Consider the following 19,445-nt stretch of genomic DNA (forward strand, 5'->3'; position numbering starts at 1 on the left):
GTGTACAACTGGCGGAGCGGACGGGACTCGAACCCGCGACCTCCGGCGTGACAGGCCAGCATTCTAACCAGCTGAACTACCGCTCCGCTTTAAACTTGGACTGCTGCTTCCCCACCACTTCCGCACTGCGAATGCGGTGGAGAAAACGAAGCCCCCAATCGCTCAGGGGCTTCGGTATAACTGGCGGAGCGGACGGGACTCGAACCCGCGACCTCCGGCGTGACAGGCCAGCATTCTAACCAGCTGAACTACCGCTCCGCGCTTGAAACATGTGCCTGGTGCTTAATGGTGGGTGCTGAGGGTTTCGAACCCCCGACCCTCTCCGTGTAAGGGAGACGCTCTACCGCTGAGCTAAGCACCCTAGCGAGTCGATTAGTTTACTGCATCCTTCAGGGCTTTGCCAGCCTTGAATGCAGGATTCTTCGAAGCAGCGATCTTGATGCTGTCGCCCGTCTTCGGATTGCGGCCGGTACGCTCAGCGCGCGCGCGGACCTGGAAGGTGCCAAAGCCAACGAGGGTGACGGCATCGCCCTTCTTCAGCGCCTTGGTGATTTCGCTCACAACCGCGTCAACAGCACGGCCGGCCTCAGCCTTGGAGATGTCAGCGGCAGCGGCAACGCCATCGATCAATTCGGTTTTATTCATTCTTGAAACTCCCTTTGCGGCAGATGCCGCGGAATCGACAATCGGCGCTCTTGCCGTTAGCGAAGAACCCGACACAAGTGGTATCGCATGACGCATCACAATTTGCCGCGCCCACGAGTCGTGCATTTATACCAGCGCCCCCAACAGCACGCAAGCCAAAACCCAATAACGACGCGGGTTTTGGCTTGTTTTGCCTGGGTTTAGACAAACGGTTTCAGTGCTTGACGCGGGTGCCCGGAGTAGTACGCGACTTGCCGCGGACCGCAACCCGCGACGCGGTCTTGCGGGCCTTTTCCTTGCCCGCCTTTTTCGGCGCCAGCGGTCGTTCCAATGCGAGATCCAGCACTTCGTCGATCCACTTGACTGGCACGATCTTCAGATCGCGCGTGACGTTGGCAGGGATGTCGGCAAGGTCCTTGCGGTTCTCGTCGGGGATCAGCACGGTGCGAATGCCACCGCGCAGCGCTGCCAGCAACTTCTCCTTCAGGCCGCCGATCGCCGACACGCGACCACGCAAGGTGATCTCGCCGGTCATCGCCACGTCGGCGCGGATCGGCACCTTGGTCAACACCGACACCAGCGAGGTCACCATCGCGATACCGGCGCTCGGGCCATCCTTCGGTGTCGCGCCATCGGGCACATGCACGTGCACATCCTGCTTCTGCAGGAAATCCACATCGATGCCGAGTCGCTCGGCGCGCGAACGCACCACCGACAAGGCGGCCGATGCCGATTCCTTCATGACGTTGCCGAGCTGACCGGTCAGGATCAGGTTGCCCTTGCCCGGCACCAGCGTGGACTCGACCTGCAGCAGCTCGCCGCCGACTTCGGTCCAGGCCAGGCCGGTGACCAGGCCGATTTCGTTTTCTTCTTCGGCACGGCCGAAATCGAAGCGACGCACGCCCAGATACTTGTCGAGGTTCTTCGCGTTGACCGCGACCAGCGCCTTGGGCTTGCCCTTCTTGGCGACCACCTTCTTGGCATCCGGCTGCGGGCCGGCAAGCGCGATTTCCTTGACCACCTTGCGGCAGATCTTGGCGACTTCGCGCTCCAGGTTACGCACGCCCGATTCACGCGTGTAGTACCGCACGATGTCCTGGATCGCATCGCTGCCGATCTCGATCTCTTCCGGCTTCAGGCCGTTGGCCTTGATCTGCTTGGGCACCAGGTAACGCATGGCGATGTTGAGTTTCTCATCCTCGGTGTACCCGGGGATGCGGATGACTTCCATGCGGTCCAGCAACGGACCCGGAATATTGAGCGAGTTGGAGGTGGCGACGAACATCACCTCCGACAGGTCCAGGTCCACTTCCAGGTAGTGGTCGTTGAAGGAGTTGTTCTGCTCCGGATCGAGCACTTCCAGCAGCGCCGACGACGGGTCGCCACGGAAGTCCATCGACATCTTGTCGATCTCGTCGAGCAGGAACAGCGGGTTCTTGCTGCCGACCTTGTTGAGGTTTTGCACCAGGCGGCCCGGCATCGAACCGACATAGGTGCGGCGATGGCCGCGAATCTCGGCCTCGTCGCGGATACCGCCCAGGCTCATGCGCACGAACTTGCGGTTGGTCGCCTTGGCGATCGACTGGCCGAGCGAGGTCTTGCCCACGCCCGGCGGCCCGACCAGGCACAGGATCGGCCCCTTCATCTGCTTCACGCGCGACTGTACGGCCAGGTACTCGAGGATGCGCTCCTTGACCTTGTCCAGGCCGTAGTGATCGGCATCCAGCGTGTCCTCTGCGGCCTTCAGATCCTTGCGGACCTTGGTGCGCTTTTTCCACGGCACGCCCAGCAGCCAGTCCAGATAATTGCGTACCACGGCTGCCTCGGCGGACATCGGCGACATCTGCTTGAGCTTGTTGAGCTCGGCCTTGGCCTTGGTCTCGACCGGCTTGGGCATACCCGCCTCGGCGATCTTGCGCGCCAGTTCTTCCAGCTCGCCCGGTGCATCGTCCAGATCGCCCAACTCCTTCTGGATCGCCTTCATCTGCTCGTTGAGGTAGTACTCGCGCTGGCTCTTTTCCATCTGCGACTTGACGCGGCCGCGGATGCGCTTTTCCAGCTGCTGCACATCGATCTCGCCGTCCACCAGCCCGACCAGCAGCTCCAGCCGCTCGCCGATCTCGGTGATTTCCAGCAGGCGCTGCTTGTCGGCCAGGCGCACGCCGATGTGCGCGGCGATGGTGTCGGCCAGACGGCCCGGCTCGTCGATGCCGGCCAGGGTTTGCAGCAACTCCGGCGGAAGCTTGCGGTTGGTCTTGACGTACTGCTCAAACAGCGACATCAGCGAACGCGCGATGGCCTCCACTTCGCGTGGCTCGCGCGCGTCGCTGGCTTCGATCTCGATGCCATGTCCCTGCAGCGCGCCATCCAGCTCGACGACCTTGTCGACAGTGACCCGCGACAGACCTTCGACCAGCACCTTGATGGTGCCGTCGGGCAACTTGAGCAATTGCAGCACCTGCGCGAGCGTGCCGACGGTATAGAGGTCGCTGGCGGTCGGGTCGTCGGTTTCGGCCGACTTCTGCGCGACCAGCAGGATGCGCTTGTCCGCTTCCATGGCTTTTTCCAACGCGCGCATCGACTTGTCACGGCCGACGAACAGCGGAATCACCATATGCGGAAACACCACCACGTCGCGCAGCGGCAACACCGGCAGATCGAGAACTTCTGGTTGGGACTGGGCCATGGGGCGCTCCGCAGGAATGGGGGTTTGCGGCATAAAAAAAGCCGATGGCCCCGTTATGGGGCCATCGGCGAAGTGTTGCAAGTAGCGTTTGGAAACCCTTTATCCGCGAGCGAGGCCGTGGCCCGGCGCAGCGGCATCGGGGCCTCAATCGCCGGAGGCGGCCTTGGCCGGAGCCGGTTGCGCCTGGTAGATCAGATACGGCTCGGATTTGTGCTCGATCACCGACTCATCGACCACCACCTTGCTGACGTTTTCCTGCGAGGGAAGCTCGTACATCGTGTCCAGCAGCACCGATTCGACGATGGTGCGCAAACCACGCGCGCCGGTCTTGCGCTTGAGCGCCTTCTTGGCGATTGCAGACAGGGCGTCGGGACGGAACTCCAGCTCCACGCCTTCCATGTCGAACAGCTTCTTGAACTGCTTGGTGATGGCGTTCTTGGGCTCGGTCAGGATCTTGATCAGCGCCGGCTCGTCCAGTTCCTCGAGCGTGGCGACCACCGGCAGACGGCCGACGAACTCGGGGATCAGGCCGAACTTGATCAGGTCCTCCGGCTCGACCTCGGCCAGGATCTTGCCGACTTCCTGCTTGCGCTCGCTGCTCTTGACCTTGGCACCGAAGCCGATGCCGCCGGCATCGTTGGAACGCTGCTGAATCACCTTGTCCAGGCCGGCGAAGGCGCCGCCGCAGATGAACAGGATGTTCTTGGTGTCCACCTGCAGGAATTCCTGCTGCGGATGCTTGCGCCCGCCCTGCGGCGGTACCGAGGCCACCGTGCCTTCGATCAGCTTCAGCAGCGCCTGCTGCACGCCTTCGCCGGACACATCGCGGGTGATCGACGGGTTCTCGCTCTTGCGCGAGATCTTGTCGATCTCATCGATGTAGACGATGCCCTGCTGCGCTTTTTCGACATCGTAATCGCACTTCTGCAGCAGCTTCTGGATGATGTTTTCCACATCCTCGCCGACATAACCTGCCTCGGTCAGGGTGGTGGCATCGGCGATCGTGAACGGCACGTTGAGCAGGCGTGCCAGCGTTTCGGCCAGCAGCGTCTTGCCCGAGCCGGTCGGGCCGACCAGCAGGATGTTGGATTTCGCCAGCTCGACGTCATCGTTCTTGCTGCGACTCTCGATACGCTTGTAGTGGTTGTACACCGCCACGGCGAGCGTCCGCTTGGCGCGCAACTGCCCGATCACGTATTGATCCAGCACCTCGAGAATCTCGCGCGGCTTGGGCAGACTGGAGCGGGCCGACTGCGCCTTCTCCTCGAGTTCCTCGCGGATGATGTCGTTGCACAACTCAACGCACTCATCGCAGATGAATACGCTGGGACCGGCAATCAGCTTACGGACTTCGTGCTGACTCTTACCGCAAAACGAGCAGTAGAGAATCTTGTTGCTGTCGCCGGAACGACCTTGGCGGTCTTCGCTCATGCTTCTGTTACCCAGTTACCCCACCCGATGCACGGGGGTTCGATTTCGAGAATAGCACAGGGTCGGGAGGACATCCGCCCAGCCCGACCCTGCCGGTTTTTCCTGCAATTTCAGCAATCTGGCGATCAAGATGGCTGGATCGACTCTTCCGGACGACGTTCCAGCACCTGATCGACCAGACCGTAGGCTTGCGCATCGACCGCACTCTTGAAGTTGTCGCGCTCGGTGTCGCGCGCGATCGTTTCCAGGGATTGCCCGGTGTGCTTGGCCAGGATCTCGTTCAAGCGCGAACGCAAGGTCAGGATCTCGCGCGCATGGATATCGATATCGGTGGCCTGGCCCTGGAAGCCGCCCAGCGGCTGGTGGATCATCACGCGCGAATTGGGCAGCGCATAGCGCTTGCCGGCCGCACCCGATGCCAGCAACAACGCGCCCATCGAGGCCGCCTGGCCGACGCAGATGGTGCTCACGTCCGGCTTGATGTACTGCATGGTGTCGTAGATGGCCATGCCGGCGGTGACCACGCCGCCTGGCGAATTGATGTAGATGCTGATGTCCTTCTCGGGGTTATCCGCTTCCAGGAACAGCAGCTGGGCCACGATGACGTTGGCCATGTGGTCGTCGATCGGACCGACCAGGAAGATCAGACGCTCCTTCAGCAGACGCGAGTAGATGTCATACGCACGCTCGCCGCGGCTGGTCTGTTCGACCACCATCGGCACCAGGTTCAGGGCTTTGGTCACAATGCTCATCAGTCTTCCTGTAATGGCAGCGGCTTGCGCCGATGCCCGGGTTTGACATCCGCATCCCAGCCATCGGGATGCGGGTTGGTGTCTCGCGATCGCTTACCTTAGACCCGAATGGCGTCCTGGAACGACAGCGACTGCTCGGTGTGCTGGGCGCGCTCGGCGATCCAGTCGATCACCTGCTCTTCCATGACACGGCTCTGCAGTCCACTCATCAGTTGGGGGTCGTTGCGGTACATCTCAATGACCTGTTCCGGCTCTTCGTAGGTCGAGGCGATCAGACGCAGCGTTTCGCTGACGCGCTTGGATTCCAGGCGCAGCTCGTTGCGACGGGCCACCTCCCCCACCAGCAGCCCGACCAGCACGCGCTTGGCAGCCGCATCCATGAAACCCTGATGGGCATCGGCCGGAATCTCGCCCGGGTTGCGGCCGCTGCGGCGGACCTGCTCGACCTGCTGCGCCAGCATCGAACGGGCCTCGTTCTCGACCAGACGCGGCGGCATTTCAACGTGCGCATAGGCGGCGATCAGCTGCTCGCCCACTTCGCGACGCAGGCGGTTCATCAGCGCGCCCTTGAGCTCGCGCTCCAGGTTGGTGCGGATGTCGGCCCGGAACTGCTCGGCGTCCCCACTCTTCACCCCGAAGCTCTTGATGAACTCCTTGTCCACCACCGGCAACACCGGCTCGGAGACCTCGACGGCCTTGACGTGCACCTGCACGGTCTTGCCGGCCAGCTGCGGCACGCGCCACTCGGCCGGGAAGTCGATTGTCAGGGTCTTGTCCTCGCCCTTGGCCAGACCTTCCAGGCCCTTTTCGATCTGGTCGAACATCACGCCCGAGCCCAGCACGCTGCTGCCGGTCTCCACGCCTTCGGCGGGCAGACGCTCGTCGCCGGCCTGCGACCAGGTCTCCAGTGCCACCAGGTCACCGACCTGCGCGCCGCGCTCGACCGGGTTCCAGGTGCGGCGCTGCAGACGCAGGTTCTCGATCATCTGGTCGATGTCGGCGTCGGTCACTTCGGCGGCATGACGCACCACCGACAGCGTGGCCACGTCGATATCACCGAAATCCGGCACCACTTCGAAGGTGGCGACAAAGTCGAAATCGCTCTCACCCTGGTCGATGCGCGGGTTGCCGGCCAGGCGCAGCGAATGCTCGCGCACCGCCGAATCGAAGGTCTCGCGCAGCAGGCCTTCCATCGCCTCGGCACGCACCTGCTGGCCAAAGCGCTGCTCGATGACCTTGGTAGGCACCTTGCCGGGGCGGAAACCCTTGATGCGCGTGGTCCGCGCAAGTTCGCGCAGGCGGCCACCGACATGGGTCTCCAGGCGATCCTGCGGCAGGGTGAAGGTCAGGCGGCGTTCCAGATTGCCGGTGGATTCGATCGATGCTTGCATGTTGACTCCTGCCACCGACTGCACAAGCGTCGGCACGAGATGGAAGATGCGGGTTGACGGATGGCGGGAAAGCCGCCGAGCCTTGTAGTTTCGCCGATAACGGCGGCCGCTGCCAGCGGAACACGCGTCACTGCACCGCGCGATGGAAAGACCCCAGGCCTGTGCTGGAATGGCCGGAACACGCACGGCCACACTGCATTGGTGCGAAAGGGGGGACTCGAACCCCCACGCCTTACGGCGTCAGAACCTAAATCTGGTGCGTCTACCAATTCCGCCACTTTCGCGATACTGCAGTTCCCCGTCCATTGTTGCAGGGATACCGGGAAAGAAAAAGCATCGCGCGAGCGATGGCGCCGCCGAATGTGGTCGCGGCTCGCGTGCTGCACGCGTGCGCGGGCAGCATGATGGTGGTCGGCCCTGACTCGGGCACACTTGAAGGTAAATACATTCATCAAGCGACTGGGTGAACGCTAGCGTCCCTTACGCGCACTTTGCTGGCGCTGGACAACGCTGTTTCGCTAAAATTCCGTTAACAACAGTGAGGGCAGTCATCGCGATGAGAGATCGGTATCGGCAGACCGTGGCCCTGTCACGCGACTGCATCAAGGAGATCGACCTCGACGGGCGGATTACCGCAATCAACGTCAATGGCCTGGCCGAATTGGGCGCCAGCCATCAGGATCAGTTGATCGCGCGGCCATGGCGCGATCTATGGCCACCGGAGGCGGGCGAACTGGTGGAGACGGCGATCGCCGGCTCCCGTGCCGGTTCGATTCAGCAATTCGAAGCCGCCAGCGTGAACTTCGCCGGCGTGCGCCAGATCTGGCAGGTCGTCACCAGTCCGCTGTTCGATGCACTTGGCAAGGTCGAAGCGATCCTGGCGGTGAGCAGGAACATCTCCGACCGCCGGGCGCTGGAGACCGCCTTTCACACGCTGGATTCCACCCTGACCGCAGAGCGCGCATTTTCCAGTGGCGCGCTGCGGCTGGCGCGCGCGCGCGAACAGTCGCTGTCGACCGAACTGCACAGCCTGCGCGACCTGCAAGAGCGCATCGAAGGCGATCTGGACATTGCGCGCGCCGCGCAGAGCGCTGCCGAAAAGATCTCCGAACAGGCGCAAAAAGGCGAAGCGGTGGGACAACTGCTGGCCGGCGTCGTGCACGATTTGAACAACGTGCTGCAGGCAGCAACCTCGGCCATCGAGCTGGTGGTACAGCGCGCCAGGATCGATGCGCACGACACCAAGCTGTTGAGCGTGGGCGCCGCCGCGCTTAAGCATGGCTCGGTCATGGCACAGCGCCTGGTCGGGTTTTCGCGGCAGTATCCGTACAGCCCGGAACCGGTGGATCTGGCCGCCCTGACCCAACAGCTCGGCCCGTTGCTCGAACAGGTGCTCGGCGCAGATCTGCAATTGCAGCTGCGCACGGGCGAAGGCGGATGCTGCTCAATGGTGGATCGCCACACGGTGGAACGCGCCATCTTGAACCTGGTGATCAACTCACGCGATGCCTGCCAACGTGGCGGCGTCATCCGCGTGGAGACGGGCGACGCCGTGGTCGCTGAAGAACAGGCCAAGCTGACCAGGCCGGCCGGGCGCTATGTCACCATCGCCGTGGCCGACGACGGGCATGGCATGGATGCACACGTGCAGGCGCACCTGTTCGAAGCGTATTTCACCACCAAGGATGCCGACAAAGGCGCGGGGCTGGGGCTGGCACAGGTGTATAGCGCGGTCCGTCAGGCAGGTGGCTTTGTCGAAGTGACATCGGCGCCCGGCCAGGGCGCGCGCTTTACGCTGGCATTTCCACGCATCCAGCAACGCCCAGCGCCCGCACCCGCTGCGTCGACGTAAGCGACCACGGCAGTAGGTGCCCGCAGCCGAGCAGGCACGGCGCATCGCCATCGGACGTATACAAAGCGCCATCCAACGCCGCAAAGAACATCTTCCTGCACATGCTGATGGACGCTGCCTGGCGACCGGTCACCCGGCGTGGGGCGACACTGCCAGGCGCGACCACATCAGCCAGACAAGCACAGCGCAGGCGCCACCTGCCGCCAGCCCACACTGCAGCAGCATCAGCATCACCGCGCGATCGGACATCATCGACCAGCCGCCGATGATCGCCAGCAGCAGCACCATCACCCCGGCCGAGAGCAGGCCACCCAACGCACCGATAGCAATGTGGGCCATCGGGTTGGGCCGGCGTCCGCGATACAGCCAGGCGCAGGTGCGCGCACATAGCCACCCCGCAGCAGCGCAGGCAATCACCGGCAACACCAGGCCGTACGACCAAGCAACCACCGACAACGCGGTCTGCAGATCGAACCGAGCCCACCGCACAAGGCCCAGCAGCCCGCCGATCGGAGGACCGACGATTGCGAAGAGGCCGACCTGCCGCAGGATCGAATGCCGCAACGCTCCAGACACATCAGTGCTCATTCGCATTCGCTCATCCGGGCGGCCGCCAGTGGCGATTGCGCGCATGCCGCAGGCAAGACATCGCGCCAGGCCCGGACGAACACCGCGCTCGCGCAGTCGCCGACCGAGACGACAGCGAAGCTGCAACCAATTGCTTGCGCCATCTCTTTATCCTCAGCACAAAAAGAAAAGCACCTAGGCGAATGCCTAAGTGCTTTTGTTTGGTGGGCCGTCAAGGATTCGAACCTTGGACCTATTGATTAAGAGTCAACTGCTCTACCAACTGAGCTAACGGCCCTGAAACTGGTCGCACATTGTATGCGCGTTTTTGCTTCGTTGCAACACCCCGCGATGCATCGGGTCCAACTTTTCCTGCAATCAGTGGGGTGGCTGAGGGGACTCGAACCCCCGACATCTGGAATCACAATCCAGTACTCTAACCAGCTGAGCTACAGCCACCACTGAAACCTACTTCCTACCGCCCCGCCGATGGCGCGCCCGACAGGACTCGAACCTGTAACCGCCGGCTTAGAAGGCCGGTGCTCTATCCGGTTGAGCTACGGGCGCCCGGACCGAACTTCGCATTCCCACGCCGCCAAGAGGCTCGGAATGGTCGGGGTAGAGGGATTCGAACCCCCGACATCCTGCTCCCAAAGCAGGCGCGCTACCAGACTGCGCTATACCCCGGCGGGACCTTTCCATCCCGAAGGCTGGAAAGGTCGGCTATTTTGGGAATGATTGGCCTTGCTGTCAATCACTCTGTGTAAATCGGACGATCCGGTATCCTCGCGGCATCGCTCGCCAAGTCGGCAGGCATCTATATTTCATGGAGAACACGCATGCGTAGCGGCAATCCCGCCCTTCGGGAATCCACCTTCCTCGACCTGGGTTCCGGCTCGGTGGTCACGCGCGACGGTCAGGCGATGACCCTCAACGGCACCGTCAACAAGACCGGACTGCTGTTGCTGATGGCGGTGGTCACCGCCGCTTTTGCCTGGTCGCAGTCGATCGGGGCCGACGGCGTTCCCTTGCCTGCCGCGCGCCTCTACATGATTGCCGGCGCGATCGGTGGGCTGGTGTTTGCGCTGGCGACCAGCTTCAAGCCGACCTGGGCTCCGGTCACCGCGCCGTTATACGCGCTGGTGGAAGGCTTTTTCCTGGGCTCGATCTCGGCGGTCTACGAGGCGCGCTTCAATGGCATCGTGTTCCAGGCGGTACTGTTGACCTTCGGCACCATGTTCGCTTTGCTGTTCGCCTATCGCAGCGGCATGATCAAGGCCACCGAGAACTTCAAGCTGGGCGTGGTGGCGGCCACCGGCGGCATCGCGCTGGTGTATCTGGCGACCATCGTGCTGGGCTTGTTCGGCGTGCGCATTCCCTTCATCCACGACTCGGGCCTGATCGGGATCGGCTTCAGTCTGTTCGTGGTGGTGGTGGCGGCACTGAACCTGGTGCTGGACTTCGACTTCATCGAGAGCGGCGTGGAACAGGGCGCTCCCAAGCACATGGAGTGGTACGGCGCGTTCGGCCTGATGGTGACGCTGGTGTGGCTGTACATCGAATTCCTGCGCTTGCTGTCGAAGCTGCAGTCGCGTAATTGAGCGGGGAATCGAGCGTCGGGATTGGGGATTCGTAAGAGCGGTTCCCTCGAACATCCGGATTTCGAGCAGAAGAAAGGGCGCCTGGGCGCCCTTTCTTTTTTTACTGTCGCCGTGTCGCTCAGAGGCGGCTGGCGATGGCCTTGGCGAAGCCCATGGTGTTGCCGGTGCCGCCCAGGTCGGGGGTCAGCGAATCCTTGGCTTCCAGGGTGGCCACGATCGCTTCGCGCAGGCGCTCGGCGTTCTGCGGCTGACCGATGTGGTCCAGCATCTGCGCGGCACCCAGCAGCAGCGCGCACGGGTTGGCCTTGCCCTGCCCTGCGATGTCCGGCGCCGAGCCGTGCACGGCCTCGAAGATCGCCGCGTCCACACCGATGTTGGCGCCCGGGGCCAGGCCCAGGCCGCCGACCAGACCGGCGCACAGGTCGGAGATGATGTCGCCGAACAGGTTGGTGGTCACGATGATGTCGAACTGCTCAGGACGCATCACCAGCTGCATGCAGGTGTTGTCGACGATCATTTCCTGGAATTCGATTTCCGGGTACTGCGTGGCCACATCGCGTGCCACCTTCAGGAACAGGCCCGAGGTCGACTTGATGATGTTGGCCTTGTGCACCGCGGTGACCTTCTTGCGGCCGGTGGCGCGCGCCAGGTCGAAGGCGTAGCGCACGATGCGCTCGGAGCCCTTGCGGGTGACGCGGGCGCCGGAGAACGCGGTCTCGCCGTCCTCGGACACGGTCTGGCCTTCGCTCAGGTAGGCGCCTTCGGTGTTCTCACGCACCGTGATCAGGTCCACGCCATCGGCGAAACGCGACTTGGTGTTGGGGAACGACTTGGCCGGACGCACGTTGGCGTACAGGTCGAACTTGCGACGCATGGCGACGTTGATCGAGCTGAAGCCCTCGCCGACCGGGGTGGTCAGCGGGCTTTTCAGGGCCACCTTGTTCTTGGTGATCGAGGCCAGGGTGGACTCGGGCAGCAGATCGCCGTGCTTCTCCAGCGCGACCAGGCCAGCGTCGGCGTACTCGTAGGTCAGGCCAGCCTGCAGCGCGTCGAGCACGAACAGCGTGGCATCCATGATCTCCGGGCCGATACCGTCGCCGCGGATGACCGTGATTGTCTGCGTCATAACGTTGGGTTTCCGAACTTGAAGGGGGGAGCGCCAGCCGCAGTACCCGGCAGAGCGGCGCAAGGAGGTTTCACAGGCAATTATGCCCGATGCCGGTGAAGGCGCCCAAACCGACCTTGGTCTAAGAGGCTACAGCTGCGCACGACGGCCATTCGGTGCAGCGAACGGCGGCAGAAACGGGCGCGCGTACCAGCGCATGCGGGCATAACTTCAGTGCAGATGCCCTGAAAGCACCGGCCCCTAGCCAGCGGCCGGTGCCGAAATCGGACCGCCCAAGGCAACGCCGCCAACAAAAAGCGGCACGCCCACCCCGCCCGCCGTTACGAATCCCGAATCACCACTCCCCACTCCCGCCCCAATCACCCGTGCGCGTGCTGCTCCGGTGCCGGCGCGCCGTCCTCGAGCTGGTCGAGGAAGTCGACCGCGCGGCGCAGATGCGGGATGACGATGGAGCCGCCAACCACCAGGCCGACCGAGAAGGTTTCGAAGAATTCCTCGCGCGTCACGCCGGCGTCCTTGCACTGGGCGACGTGATAGCTGATGCAGTCGTCGCAGCGCAGCACCATCGAGGCAACCAGACCGAGCAGTTCCTTGGTCTTCACGTCGAGCGCGCCGGCCTGGTAAGTCTGGTTGTCCAACGCGAAGAACCGGCGCACCACCTGGTTCGGCTCGGCCAGGATGCGCTGGTTCATGCGCTGGCGAAATTCGGTGAACTCGCGCAGCCGGTCGTCGCTGCCGTTGCCGGTCTCGCTCATGCCTGGCCGCCTGTAGCGCCGGCCAGCAGCGGTTCGAGCTTGCCGGCACGGTGCATCGCCATCATGTCGTCGTAGCCGCCCACATGGACGTCGCCGACGAAGATCTGCGGCACGCTGGTGCGCTTGGCCAGCGCGACCATCTTGTTGCGCTCGGCCGGGTCCAGGTCGATGCGCACCTCGGTCCAGGTCCGGCCCTTGCTCTTGAGGAAGTTCTTGGCCGCCACGCAGTACGGGCAGATCGCGGAGGAATACAGGGTGATCTGCGGGCCGCTGGCCGCGTCCTGCACGTTGGTGTCTTGGCTCACGGGAAACTCCGTGGTTGGTCTGAGGTCTGACAATGGTACCGGGCGACTGGAATTTCCATGTCGTCACCGCAACACTGTGAATTAACCGATGATTCACGCCATCGCGCCGTGCTGCCCGCATGCTCCGCGCACCACCTGGGAGTTCCACTTGCGCCTGCTACCGCTCGCCACCGCCCTCACGCTGGCCGTTGCCATGGGGGTGGCACCCGCGCAGGAAAACCGCCTGCCCGACATCGGCTCGTCAGCCGGCGAGCTGCTGACACCGGCGCGCCAGGCCGAGTACGGCAAGATGATGCTGGCCGAGTTGCGCAATTACGACTACGTGCTGGACGACCCGCTGATCACCGACTGGCTGCAGACCATGGGCACCCGGCTGGGTGCCAACAGCGACCAGCCGCAGCAGCCGTTTACGTTTTTCATGCTGCGCGACCGCCAGATCAATGCCTTCGCCACGCTGGGCGGGTATATCGCGGTCAATGCCGGGCTGGTGTTGACCGCCGAGCGCGAGGACGAGGTGGCTGCGGTGCTGTCGCACGAAATCGCCCACGTCACCCAGCAGCATGTGCTGCGCGGGGTGGAACGGGCGCAGCGCGACCAGATCCCGATCCTGCTCGGCATGCTGGCAGCGGTGGTCGCCGCGCAACAGGCCGGCGGCAATTCCAGGGGCGATGCCACCATGGCCGGCATCACCAGCGCGATGGGGCTGATGCAGCAGCGCCAGATCGACTACACCCGCTCCAACGAATCCGAGGCCGACCGGCTGGGCATCCGCACGCTGGTGCGCAGCGGCTACGACGTGGATGCGATGGCCGGTTTCTTCGAGCGCATGTCGGTGGCGATGCGCGCCAACGAGGGCGGCTACAGCGCGCCGGACTTTCTGCAGACCCACCCGGTCACGGTCACCCGCATCAGCGAGGCCAAGGCGCGCGCCGAGCAGATGAAGAAGAACACCGTGGTGCTGACCACCTCGGTGCCGGGCGGCACGCGCCAGGAACGGGTGGACCCGGCCGACCCGTCGCTGTCCGAACCGTTGAGCCGCAACGGCAACGCGCTGCTGCCGTATGCGCTGCGGCTGCCGGTGGATGCGCTGAGCCGCGGCGGCGACCAGCAGAACTTCGACTGGGCCAAGGAGCGCCTGCGCGTGCTCAGCGCGGCCACGCCGGATGCGGCCATCCGCGAATACGAGACCCTGCGCCGCAGTGCCAAGCACGGCCTGACCGATGCCCAGCGCTACGGACTGGCACTGGCGCGCCTGCGCAACAGCGGCGGCCGGCCGGGCGAGCCGGTGGCCGAACTGACCAGCCTGCTGGAAGCGCACCCGGACAACCTGTGGCTGACGCTGGGGCTGAGCGAGGCGCAGGCGCGGGTGGGCCAGCGCGAGGTGGCCAATGCGCGTTTCGACGCGCTGCTCAAGCAATTGCCGAACAACCGCGCGGTGGCGCTGACCTATGCCGGCGCGCTCAACGAGCAGGCCGGCAAGGAGTCCGGCCAGCGCGCGCGCCAGGTACTGGAGCCGTTACTGCATCGCAGTAGCGAAGACCCCTTGTTGCAACAGACCTACGCCCGCGCCTGCGAGCTGTCCGGCGACCATCTGCGCGCCAGCGAGGCGTACGCCGAATCTGCGTACTTGAATGGACGCCCGGAACAGGCGCTGATCCAGCTGGAAGCGTTGAAGAAGAAAGATCTCGACTATGTGACACGGGCGCGGGTGGATGCACGCATCGCGGCGATCACCCCGACCGTGCTGGAGCTGCGCCGGCAAGGCATCCGCGACCCGGATCTGTCGACGCGCTAGCGCATGTGACGGTCGGCGCAGTGGTCATTTCAGCGTACGCCAAAGCGTTCAGCACTGCACGGGTGGCTGGCACAGGCCGCTTTGGTCGCGGTCGCCGCCGTCGGGGATGTCACATTGGAGTCACAAAACCGTAGTCTACTGGCGATCAACCAAAGCCAGACGGTAAGCCCCGCGTGCAAAAACGCATTCTGATCGTCGACGACGAACCCGCGATTCGCGATATGGTGGCATTCGCGCTGCGCAAAGGGGAATTCGAACCCATCCACGCCGGCGATGCCCGCGAGGCGCAGACCGCCATCGCCGACCGCGTGCCGGACCTGATCCTGCTGGACTGGATGCTGCCAGGCACCAGCGGGCTGGACCTGGCGCGGCGCTGGCGCAAGGAACAGCTGACCCGCGAGATTCCGATCATCATGCTGACCGCGCGCGGCGAAGAGAACGACCGCGTCGGTGGCCTGGAAGCCGGGGTCGACGATTACGTGGTCAAGCCGTTCTCGGCGCGTGAGTTGCTGGCGCGCATCCGTGCGGTGATGCGCCGCACCCGCGAGGACGACGAAGACGGCAGCGTGGCGGTGGGACGCCTGCGCATCGACGGCGCTGCGCACCGGGTGTTTGCCGGCGACGCGCCGGTGCCGATCGGCCCGACCGAATACCGCCTGCTGCACTTTTTCATGACACATCCCGAACGCGTGTATACGCGCACCCAGCTGCTGGATCATGTCTGGGGCGGCAGCGTGTATGTGGAGGAGCGCACCATCGACGTGCACATCCGCCGCCTGCGCAAGACGCTGGAGCCGTTCGGTCTGGAAAACATGGTGCAGACCGTGCGTGGCTCGGGCTACCGTTTCTCTTCGGCAACCTAGTGGTTGCCGCACGGCCGGTCGGTCATAGGGCCGGCCGGTTCGCACGCCTACCTGACGCTCCGTGGTAACGCCTTCCATGCCTCGACATATCCGTTCCGCCTGGCTCAAGACGCTCGGCACTCTCGCGCTGTTGCTGGGCGCTGCCGTGCTGGTCGGCGTGCTGATCGGGCATGTGTGGATGGCGTTGACGCTGACCGCCCTGGGGGCGCTGGCCTGGCATTACTGGCGGCTGCGTCAGGTGCTGCGGCGCCTGACCGCGCGCCAGCGCGCCGAGCCGGCCGCCGGAATCGGCGCATGGAACGAACTGGATCGCCTGCTCTATCGCAGCCAGGCCGAAATGCGTGGGCGCAAGCGTCGCCTGATCGAGATGCTGCGCACCTACCGCGCCGCCGCACAGGCGCTACCGGACGCGGTGGTGGTGGTGGATCGCAACAGCCAGCGCGTGCAGTGGTTCAACCGGGCCGCAGGCGGACTGCTGGGCCTGCATCATCCTGGCGACATGGGCGTGTCGGTTGTGGAGCGGTTGCAGCCGTTGCCGTTGGCGCACTGGCTGGCGGCCGGCCGGAATGCCGAACCCATGCTCGACGCCGCCTCGCCTGTGGATCCGGATCTGCGCCTGAATCTGCGCCTGATCCCCTACTCCGACGACTACTGGCTGCTGGTGGCACGCGATGTCAGCAAGCTGCTGCGGCTGGAGCAGGTACGCCGCGACTTCGTGGCCAACGTCTCCCACGAACTGCGTACGCCACTGACGGTGGTGCACGGCTATCTGGACATGCTCGACCCGGAAGACTTTCCCGATTCCGGCCCGATGCTCGCCGAGATGCGCAAGCAATCGCAGCGCATGGCCCAGCTGGTCGAAGACCTGCTGACGCTGTCGCGGCTGGAATCGCAGGAAGAACTCGGCGAGGAACACGTGGCGATGGCGCCGATGCTGTCGACGCTGCGCCGCGAGGCCGAAGCGCACAGCCAGGGCCGCCACACCGTGGAAGTGTTCGACGAGGCCGGCGTGGACCTGCTCGGCTCCAACAAGGAACTGCATAGCGCCTTTTCCAACCTGGTCACCAACGCGGTGCGCTACACCCCCGGCGGCGGCACGGTGACGATCCGCTTCGTGCGCGAGGGCGATGGCGCGGCACTGGCGGTGCGCGACACCGGCTACGGCATTCCCGCCTCGCATCTGCCGCGCATCACCGAGCGCTTCTATCGCGTGTCCAGCAGCCGCTCGCGCGAGAGCGGCGGCACCGGGCTGGGGTTGTCGATCGTCAAGCACATCCTGGGACTGCACCAGGCGCGTCTGGAAATCGAAAGCGAGGTCGGACGCGGTAGCGAATTCTCATGCCATTTTGTCGCTGCGCGCATCGTGCAGCGCGATCAGTCCCTGCCACTGTCACGTTCGGCGTGATATGTAAGGGGTGCGCGCCGCACTGCGGTGCGATGCGCGCGCACACGACGCGCTGCATTGCCTGCGCTGCACCTGGCGCGCTGCCATGCCGCACACCATCTCCGTCTTGATGACCGACTCCAATGGGCCACGCCAAAGAACTGCACGACGTCACACCTTCCGAGGATATCGCCACCGATCCGTTGCGCGATCCGGCGCTGTACATCAACCGGGAACTGTCGCAGCTGGACTTCAATTTCCGGGTGCTGGCGCAGGCATTGGACGAGCAGGTGCCATTGCTGGAACGGCTGCGGTTCCTGTGCATTTCCTGTACCAACCTGGATGAATTCTTCGAGATCCGCGCGGCCACCGTGCGGCATGCGCAGGAGTTCGGCCTGCCGCCGGCGCCGGATGGCCTGAGCCCGACCGCCATCCTCAACGCGGTGCACGACCGCGCCGCCAAGCTGGTCGAACAGCAGTACCACGCATGGAATGAAGTGCTGCGCCCGGCGATGGAAGATGCCGGCGTGGCGGTGCTCAGCCGCACGGCGTGGACCTCACGTCAGAAACGCTGGCTGCGGGCGTACTTCCGCAACGAGATCATGCCGGTGCTGTCGCCGCTGGGCCTGGACCCGGCGCATCCGTTTCCGAAGATCCTCAACAAGACCTTGAACATCGTGGTGGTGCTGGAGGGCCAGGACGCATTCGGCCGTGCCGGTCATCTGGCCATCGTGCGTGCGCCGCGTTCGTTGCCGCGCATCATCCAGCTGCCGGCGAGCCTGTCGCCGGAGGGTACGCAAGGCTTCGTGTTCCTCTCCTCGGTGCTGTCCGAGTTCGTCGACGAACTGTTCCCCGGCATGCAGGTCAAGGGCTCGTATCAGTTCCGCGTCACCCGCAATTCCGAGCTGGTGGTGGACGAGGAAGAAGTGGAGAACCTGGCGCTGGCCTTGCGCGATGAACTGGTCACCCGCGGCTATCGCCCGGCAGTGCGTCTGGAGATCGCGCACGACTGCCCGGCGCCGATCATGCGCACCCTGCTGCAGAACTTCGGCCTGAACGAAAACGCGGTGTATCGCATCGTCGGGCCGGTCAACCTGAGCCGCGTCACCCAGGTCTACGATCTGGTGCAGCGCCCGGAGCTGAAGTATCCGTTGTTCAACCCGCGCACCTTGCGCGACAACGACGGCATCTTCGAGATCGTCAACAAGGGCGATGTGCTGTTGCATCACCCCTTCGATGCGTTCACTGCGGTGCTGGACGTGATCCGTCAGGCCGCGGTCGACCCGAACGTGCTGGCGATCAAGCAGACGCTGTACCGCACCGGCAAGGACTCGCTGATCGTCGATGCACTGATCCTGGCCGCGCGCAACGGCAAGGACGTCACCGTGGTGGTGGAGTTGCGCGCGCGCTTCGACGAGGAGGCCAACCTGGGCCTGGCCGACAAGCTGCAGGAAGCCGGCGTGCAGGTGGTGTACGGCGTGGTCGGCTTCAAGACGCACGCCAAGATGCTGCTGATCGTGCGCCGCGAGGGACGCAAGCTCAAGCGCTACGTGCATCTGGGTACGGGCAACTACCACAGCGGCACCGCACGCCTGTACACCGACATCAGCCTGATTACCGCGGATGTGGAAATCGGCAACGATGTGCACATGCTGTTCCAGCAATTGTCCGGGCTCGCCCCGCGCATGAAACTGGAACAGTTGCTGCAGTCGCCCTTTACTCTGCACGCCGGCGTGTTGAAGCGGATCGAGCGCGAAACGCGGCTGGCCCGCAACGGCCGCCCGGGCCGCATCATCGCCAAGATGAATGCCCTCAACGAGCCGCAAGTCGTGCGTGCGCTGTATACCGCCTCGCAGGCCGGTGTGCAGATCGACCTGATCGTGCGCGGCGCCTGCACGCTGCGGCCGGGCGTGCCCGGCGTATCCGACACTATCCGCGTGCGCTCGATCGTGGGGCGTTTTCTGGAACATAGCCGCGTCTACTGGTTCGGCAACGATGGCGCGGCAGAGTTGTACTGCGCCAGCGCCGATTGGCTGGAACGCAACCTGCTGCGGCGCGTGGAGACCTGCTTCCCGATCCTGGACCCGGATCTGGCCAAGCGCGTCTATCGCGAAGTGCTGCAGAACTACCTGGACGACAACGTCAACGCCTGGGAGCTGGATGCCGACGGCGTCTATCACAAGCGCTTACCCGGCCCCGGGGAGCCGGCGCATTCGGCGCAGATGACCTTGCTCGAGCGGATCTGAAAGCGGCGTGGGCGCGGCCCCTCACGGGGCCAACGGCCCATCGGCT

Annotated in this window: 15 protein-coding genes and 8 tRNA genes; 6 read left to right on the top strand and 17 right to left on the bottom strand. The window is 64.3% G+C overall.

Annotation, left to right across the window (positions count from 1 at the left end; all coding sequences use genetic code 11):
• Nucleotides 1-9 precede the first annotated feature (9 nt).
• From FHT09_RS08325 to FHT09_RS08365, 9 genes are all read right to left on the bottom strand, one after another.
• Nucleotides 10-86: transfer RNA gene (locus FHT09_RS08325), tRNA-Asp, on the bottom strand.
• Nucleotides 87-181: 95 nt separating this feature from the next.
• Nucleotides 182-258 (bottom strand) — tRNA-Asp (locus FHT09_RS08330).
• Between the two features lie 28 nt (nucleotides 259-286).
• Nucleotides 287-361: transfer RNA gene (locus tag FHT09_RS08335), tRNA-Val, on the bottom strand.
• Nucleotides 362-372: 11 nt separating this feature from the next.
• Nucleotides 373-645 carry an HU family DNA-binding protein gene (locus tag FHT09_RS08340; RefSeq protein WP_024938423.1) on the bottom strand — a complete coding sequence of 91 codons (273 nt, stop codon included), beginning with the start codon at nucleotides 643-645 and terminating at the stop codon, nucleotides 373-375.
• 214 nt (nucleotides 646-859) lie between these two features.
• Nucleotides 860-3,331 carry an endopeptidase La gene (lon, locus tag FHT09_RS08345; RefSeq protein ID WP_104604364.1) on the bottom strand — a complete coding sequence of 824 codons (2,472 nt, stop codon included), beginning with the start codon at nucleotides 3,329-3,331 and terminating at the stop codon, nucleotides 860-862.
• Nucleotides 3,332-3,475: 144 nt separating this feature from the next.
• Nucleotides 3,476-4,762 (bottom strand): ATP-dependent Clp protease ATP-binding subunit ClpX, encoded by a 1,287-nt coding sequence (gene clpX, locus FHT09_RS08350; protein ID WP_003483788.1) that lies wholly within the window; start codon nucleotides 4,760-4,762, stop codon nucleotides 3,476-3,478.
• A gap of 125 nt (nucleotides 4,763-4,887) precedes the next feature.
• Nucleotides 4,888-5,514, bottom strand: coding sequence for an ATP-dependent Clp endopeptidase proteolytic subunit ClpP (gene clpP / locus FHT09_RS08355; protein WP_002806026.1), 627 nt, complete (start codon nucleotides 5,512-5,514; stop codon nucleotides 4,888-4,890).
• Nucleotides 5,515-5,612: 98 nt separating this feature from the next.
• Nucleotides 5,613-6,905: a trigger factor gene (tig, locus tag FHT09_RS08360; protein WP_104604592.1), complete on the bottom strand. Its 1,293-nt coding sequence runs from the start codon at nucleotides 6,903-6,905 to the stop codon at nucleotides 5,613-5,615.
• Nucleotides 6,906-7,104: 199 nt separating this feature from the next.
• A tRNA-Leu gene (locus FHT09_RS08365) sits at nucleotides 7,105-7,189 on the bottom strand.
• Between the two features lie 272 nt (nucleotides 7,190-7,461).
• Between FHT09_RS08365 and FHT09_RS08370 the strand changes: the two genes are divergently transcribed.
• Entirely contained in the window at nucleotides 7,462-8,757 is a 1,296-nt protein-coding gene (locus FHT09_RS08370; protein WP_104604362.1) for a PAS domain-containing sensor histidine kinase, read from the top strand.
• A gap of 129 nt (nucleotides 8,758-8,886) precedes the next feature.
• Here FHT09_RS08370 and FHT09_RS08375 read toward each other — a convergent pair whose 3' ends face one another.
• The 5 genes from FHT09_RS08375 to FHT09_RS08395 form a co-directional block, all read right to left on the bottom strand.
• Entirely contained in the window at nucleotides 8,887-9,345 is a 459-nt protein-coding gene (locus tag FHT09_RS08375) for a hypothetical protein (RefSeq protein ID WP_258077149.1), read from the bottom strand.
• A 201-nt stretch (nucleotides 9,346-9,546) separates the two neighbouring features.
• Nucleotides 9,547-9,622: transfer RNA gene (locus FHT09_RS08380), tRNA-Lys, on the bottom strand.
• Nucleotides 9,623-9,706: 84 nt separating this feature from the next.
• A tRNA-His gene (locus tag FHT09_RS08385) sits at nucleotides 9,707-9,783 on the bottom strand.
• A 31-nt stretch (nucleotides 9,784-9,814) separates the two neighbouring features.
• Nucleotides 9,815-9,891, bottom strand: a tRNA-Arg gene (locus FHT09_RS08390).
• 43 nt (nucleotides 9,892-9,934) lie between these two features.
• Nucleotides 9,935-10,011 (bottom strand) — tRNA-Pro (locus FHT09_RS08395).
• 152 nt (nucleotides 10,012-10,163) lie between these two features.
• Here FHT09_RS08395 and FHT09_RS08400 point away from each other — a divergent pair.
• Complete coding sequence (locus tag FHT09_RS08400) at nucleotides 10,164-10,925, top strand: Bax inhibitor-1/YccA family protein (RefSeq protein ID WP_104604358.1); 762 nt, start codon at nucleotides 10,164-10,166, stop codon at nucleotides 10,923-10,925.
• A 118-nt stretch (nucleotides 10,926-11,043) separates the two neighbouring features.
• Here the strand turns inward: FHT09_RS08400 and FHT09_RS08405 are convergent, their stop codons facing one another.
• The 3 genes from FHT09_RS08405 to grxC form a co-directional block, all read right to left on the bottom strand.
• On the bottom strand, nucleotides 11,044-12,051 hold the full coding sequence (locus FHT09_RS08405; RefSeq protein ID WP_005998180.1) for an isocitrate dehydrogenase: 1,008 nt from the start codon (nucleotides 12,049-12,051) through the stop codon (nucleotides 11,044-11,046).
• A gap of 359 nt (nucleotides 12,052-12,410) precedes the next feature.
• Nucleotides 12,411-12,806, bottom strand: coding sequence for a carboxymuconolactone decarboxylase family protein (locus FHT09_RS08410; RefSeq protein ID WP_104604356.1), 396 nt, complete (start codon nucleotides 12,804-12,806; stop codon nucleotides 12,411-12,413).
• Nucleotides 12,803-13,111, bottom strand: a complete 309-nt coding sequence (gene grxC, locus FHT09_RS08415) for a glutaredoxin 3 (protein ID WP_104604354.1) — start codon at nucleotides 13,109-13,111, stop codon at nucleotides 12,803-12,805. Before grxC ends, FHT09_RS08410 begins: the two co-directional genes overlap by 4 nt.
• An 88-nt stretch (nucleotides 13,112-13,199) precedes the next feature.
• Between grxC and FHT09_RS08420 the strand changes: the two genes are divergently transcribed.
• The 4 genes from FHT09_RS08420 (at nucleotide 13,200) to ppk1 (ending at nucleotide 19,399) form a co-directional block, all read left to right on the top strand.
• Nucleotides 13,200-14,906 (top strand): M48 family metalloprotease, encoded by a 1,707-nt coding sequence (locus FHT09_RS08420; protein WP_184416915.1) that lies wholly within the window; start codon nucleotides 13,200-13,202, stop codon nucleotides 14,904-14,906.
• A 173-nt stretch (nucleotides 14,907-15,079) separates the two neighbouring features.
• Complete coding sequence (gene phoB / locus FHT09_RS08425) at nucleotides 15,080-15,769, top strand: phosphate regulon transcriptional regulator PhoB (RefSeq protein ID WP_002806631.1); 690 nt, start codon at nucleotides 15,080-15,082, stop codon at nucleotides 15,767-15,769.
• A 76-nt stretch (nucleotides 15,770-15,845) separates the two neighbouring features.
• Nucleotides 15,846-17,174: a phosphate regulon sensor histidine kinase PhoR gene (gene phoR / locus FHT09_RS08430; protein ID WP_181141194.1), complete on the top strand. Its 1,329-nt coding sequence runs from the start codon at nucleotides 15,846-15,848 to the stop codon at nucleotides 17,172-17,174.
• 122 nt (nucleotides 17,175-17,296) lie between these two features.
• On the top strand, nucleotides 17,297-19,399 hold the full coding sequence (gene ppk1, locus FHT09_RS08435) for a polyphosphate kinase 1 (RefSeq protein ID WP_104604350.1): 2,103 nt from the start codon (nucleotides 17,297-17,299) through the stop codon (nucleotides 19,397-19,399).
• Nucleotides 19,400-19,445: the final 46 nt, after the last annotated feature.

It is taken from the genome of Xanthomonas sp. CFBP 8152, assembly GCF_014199025.1.
Classification (GTDB): domain Bacteria; phylum Pseudomonadota; class Gammaproteobacteria; order Xanthomonadales; family Xanthomonadaceae; genus Xanthomonas; species Xanthomonas arboricola_B.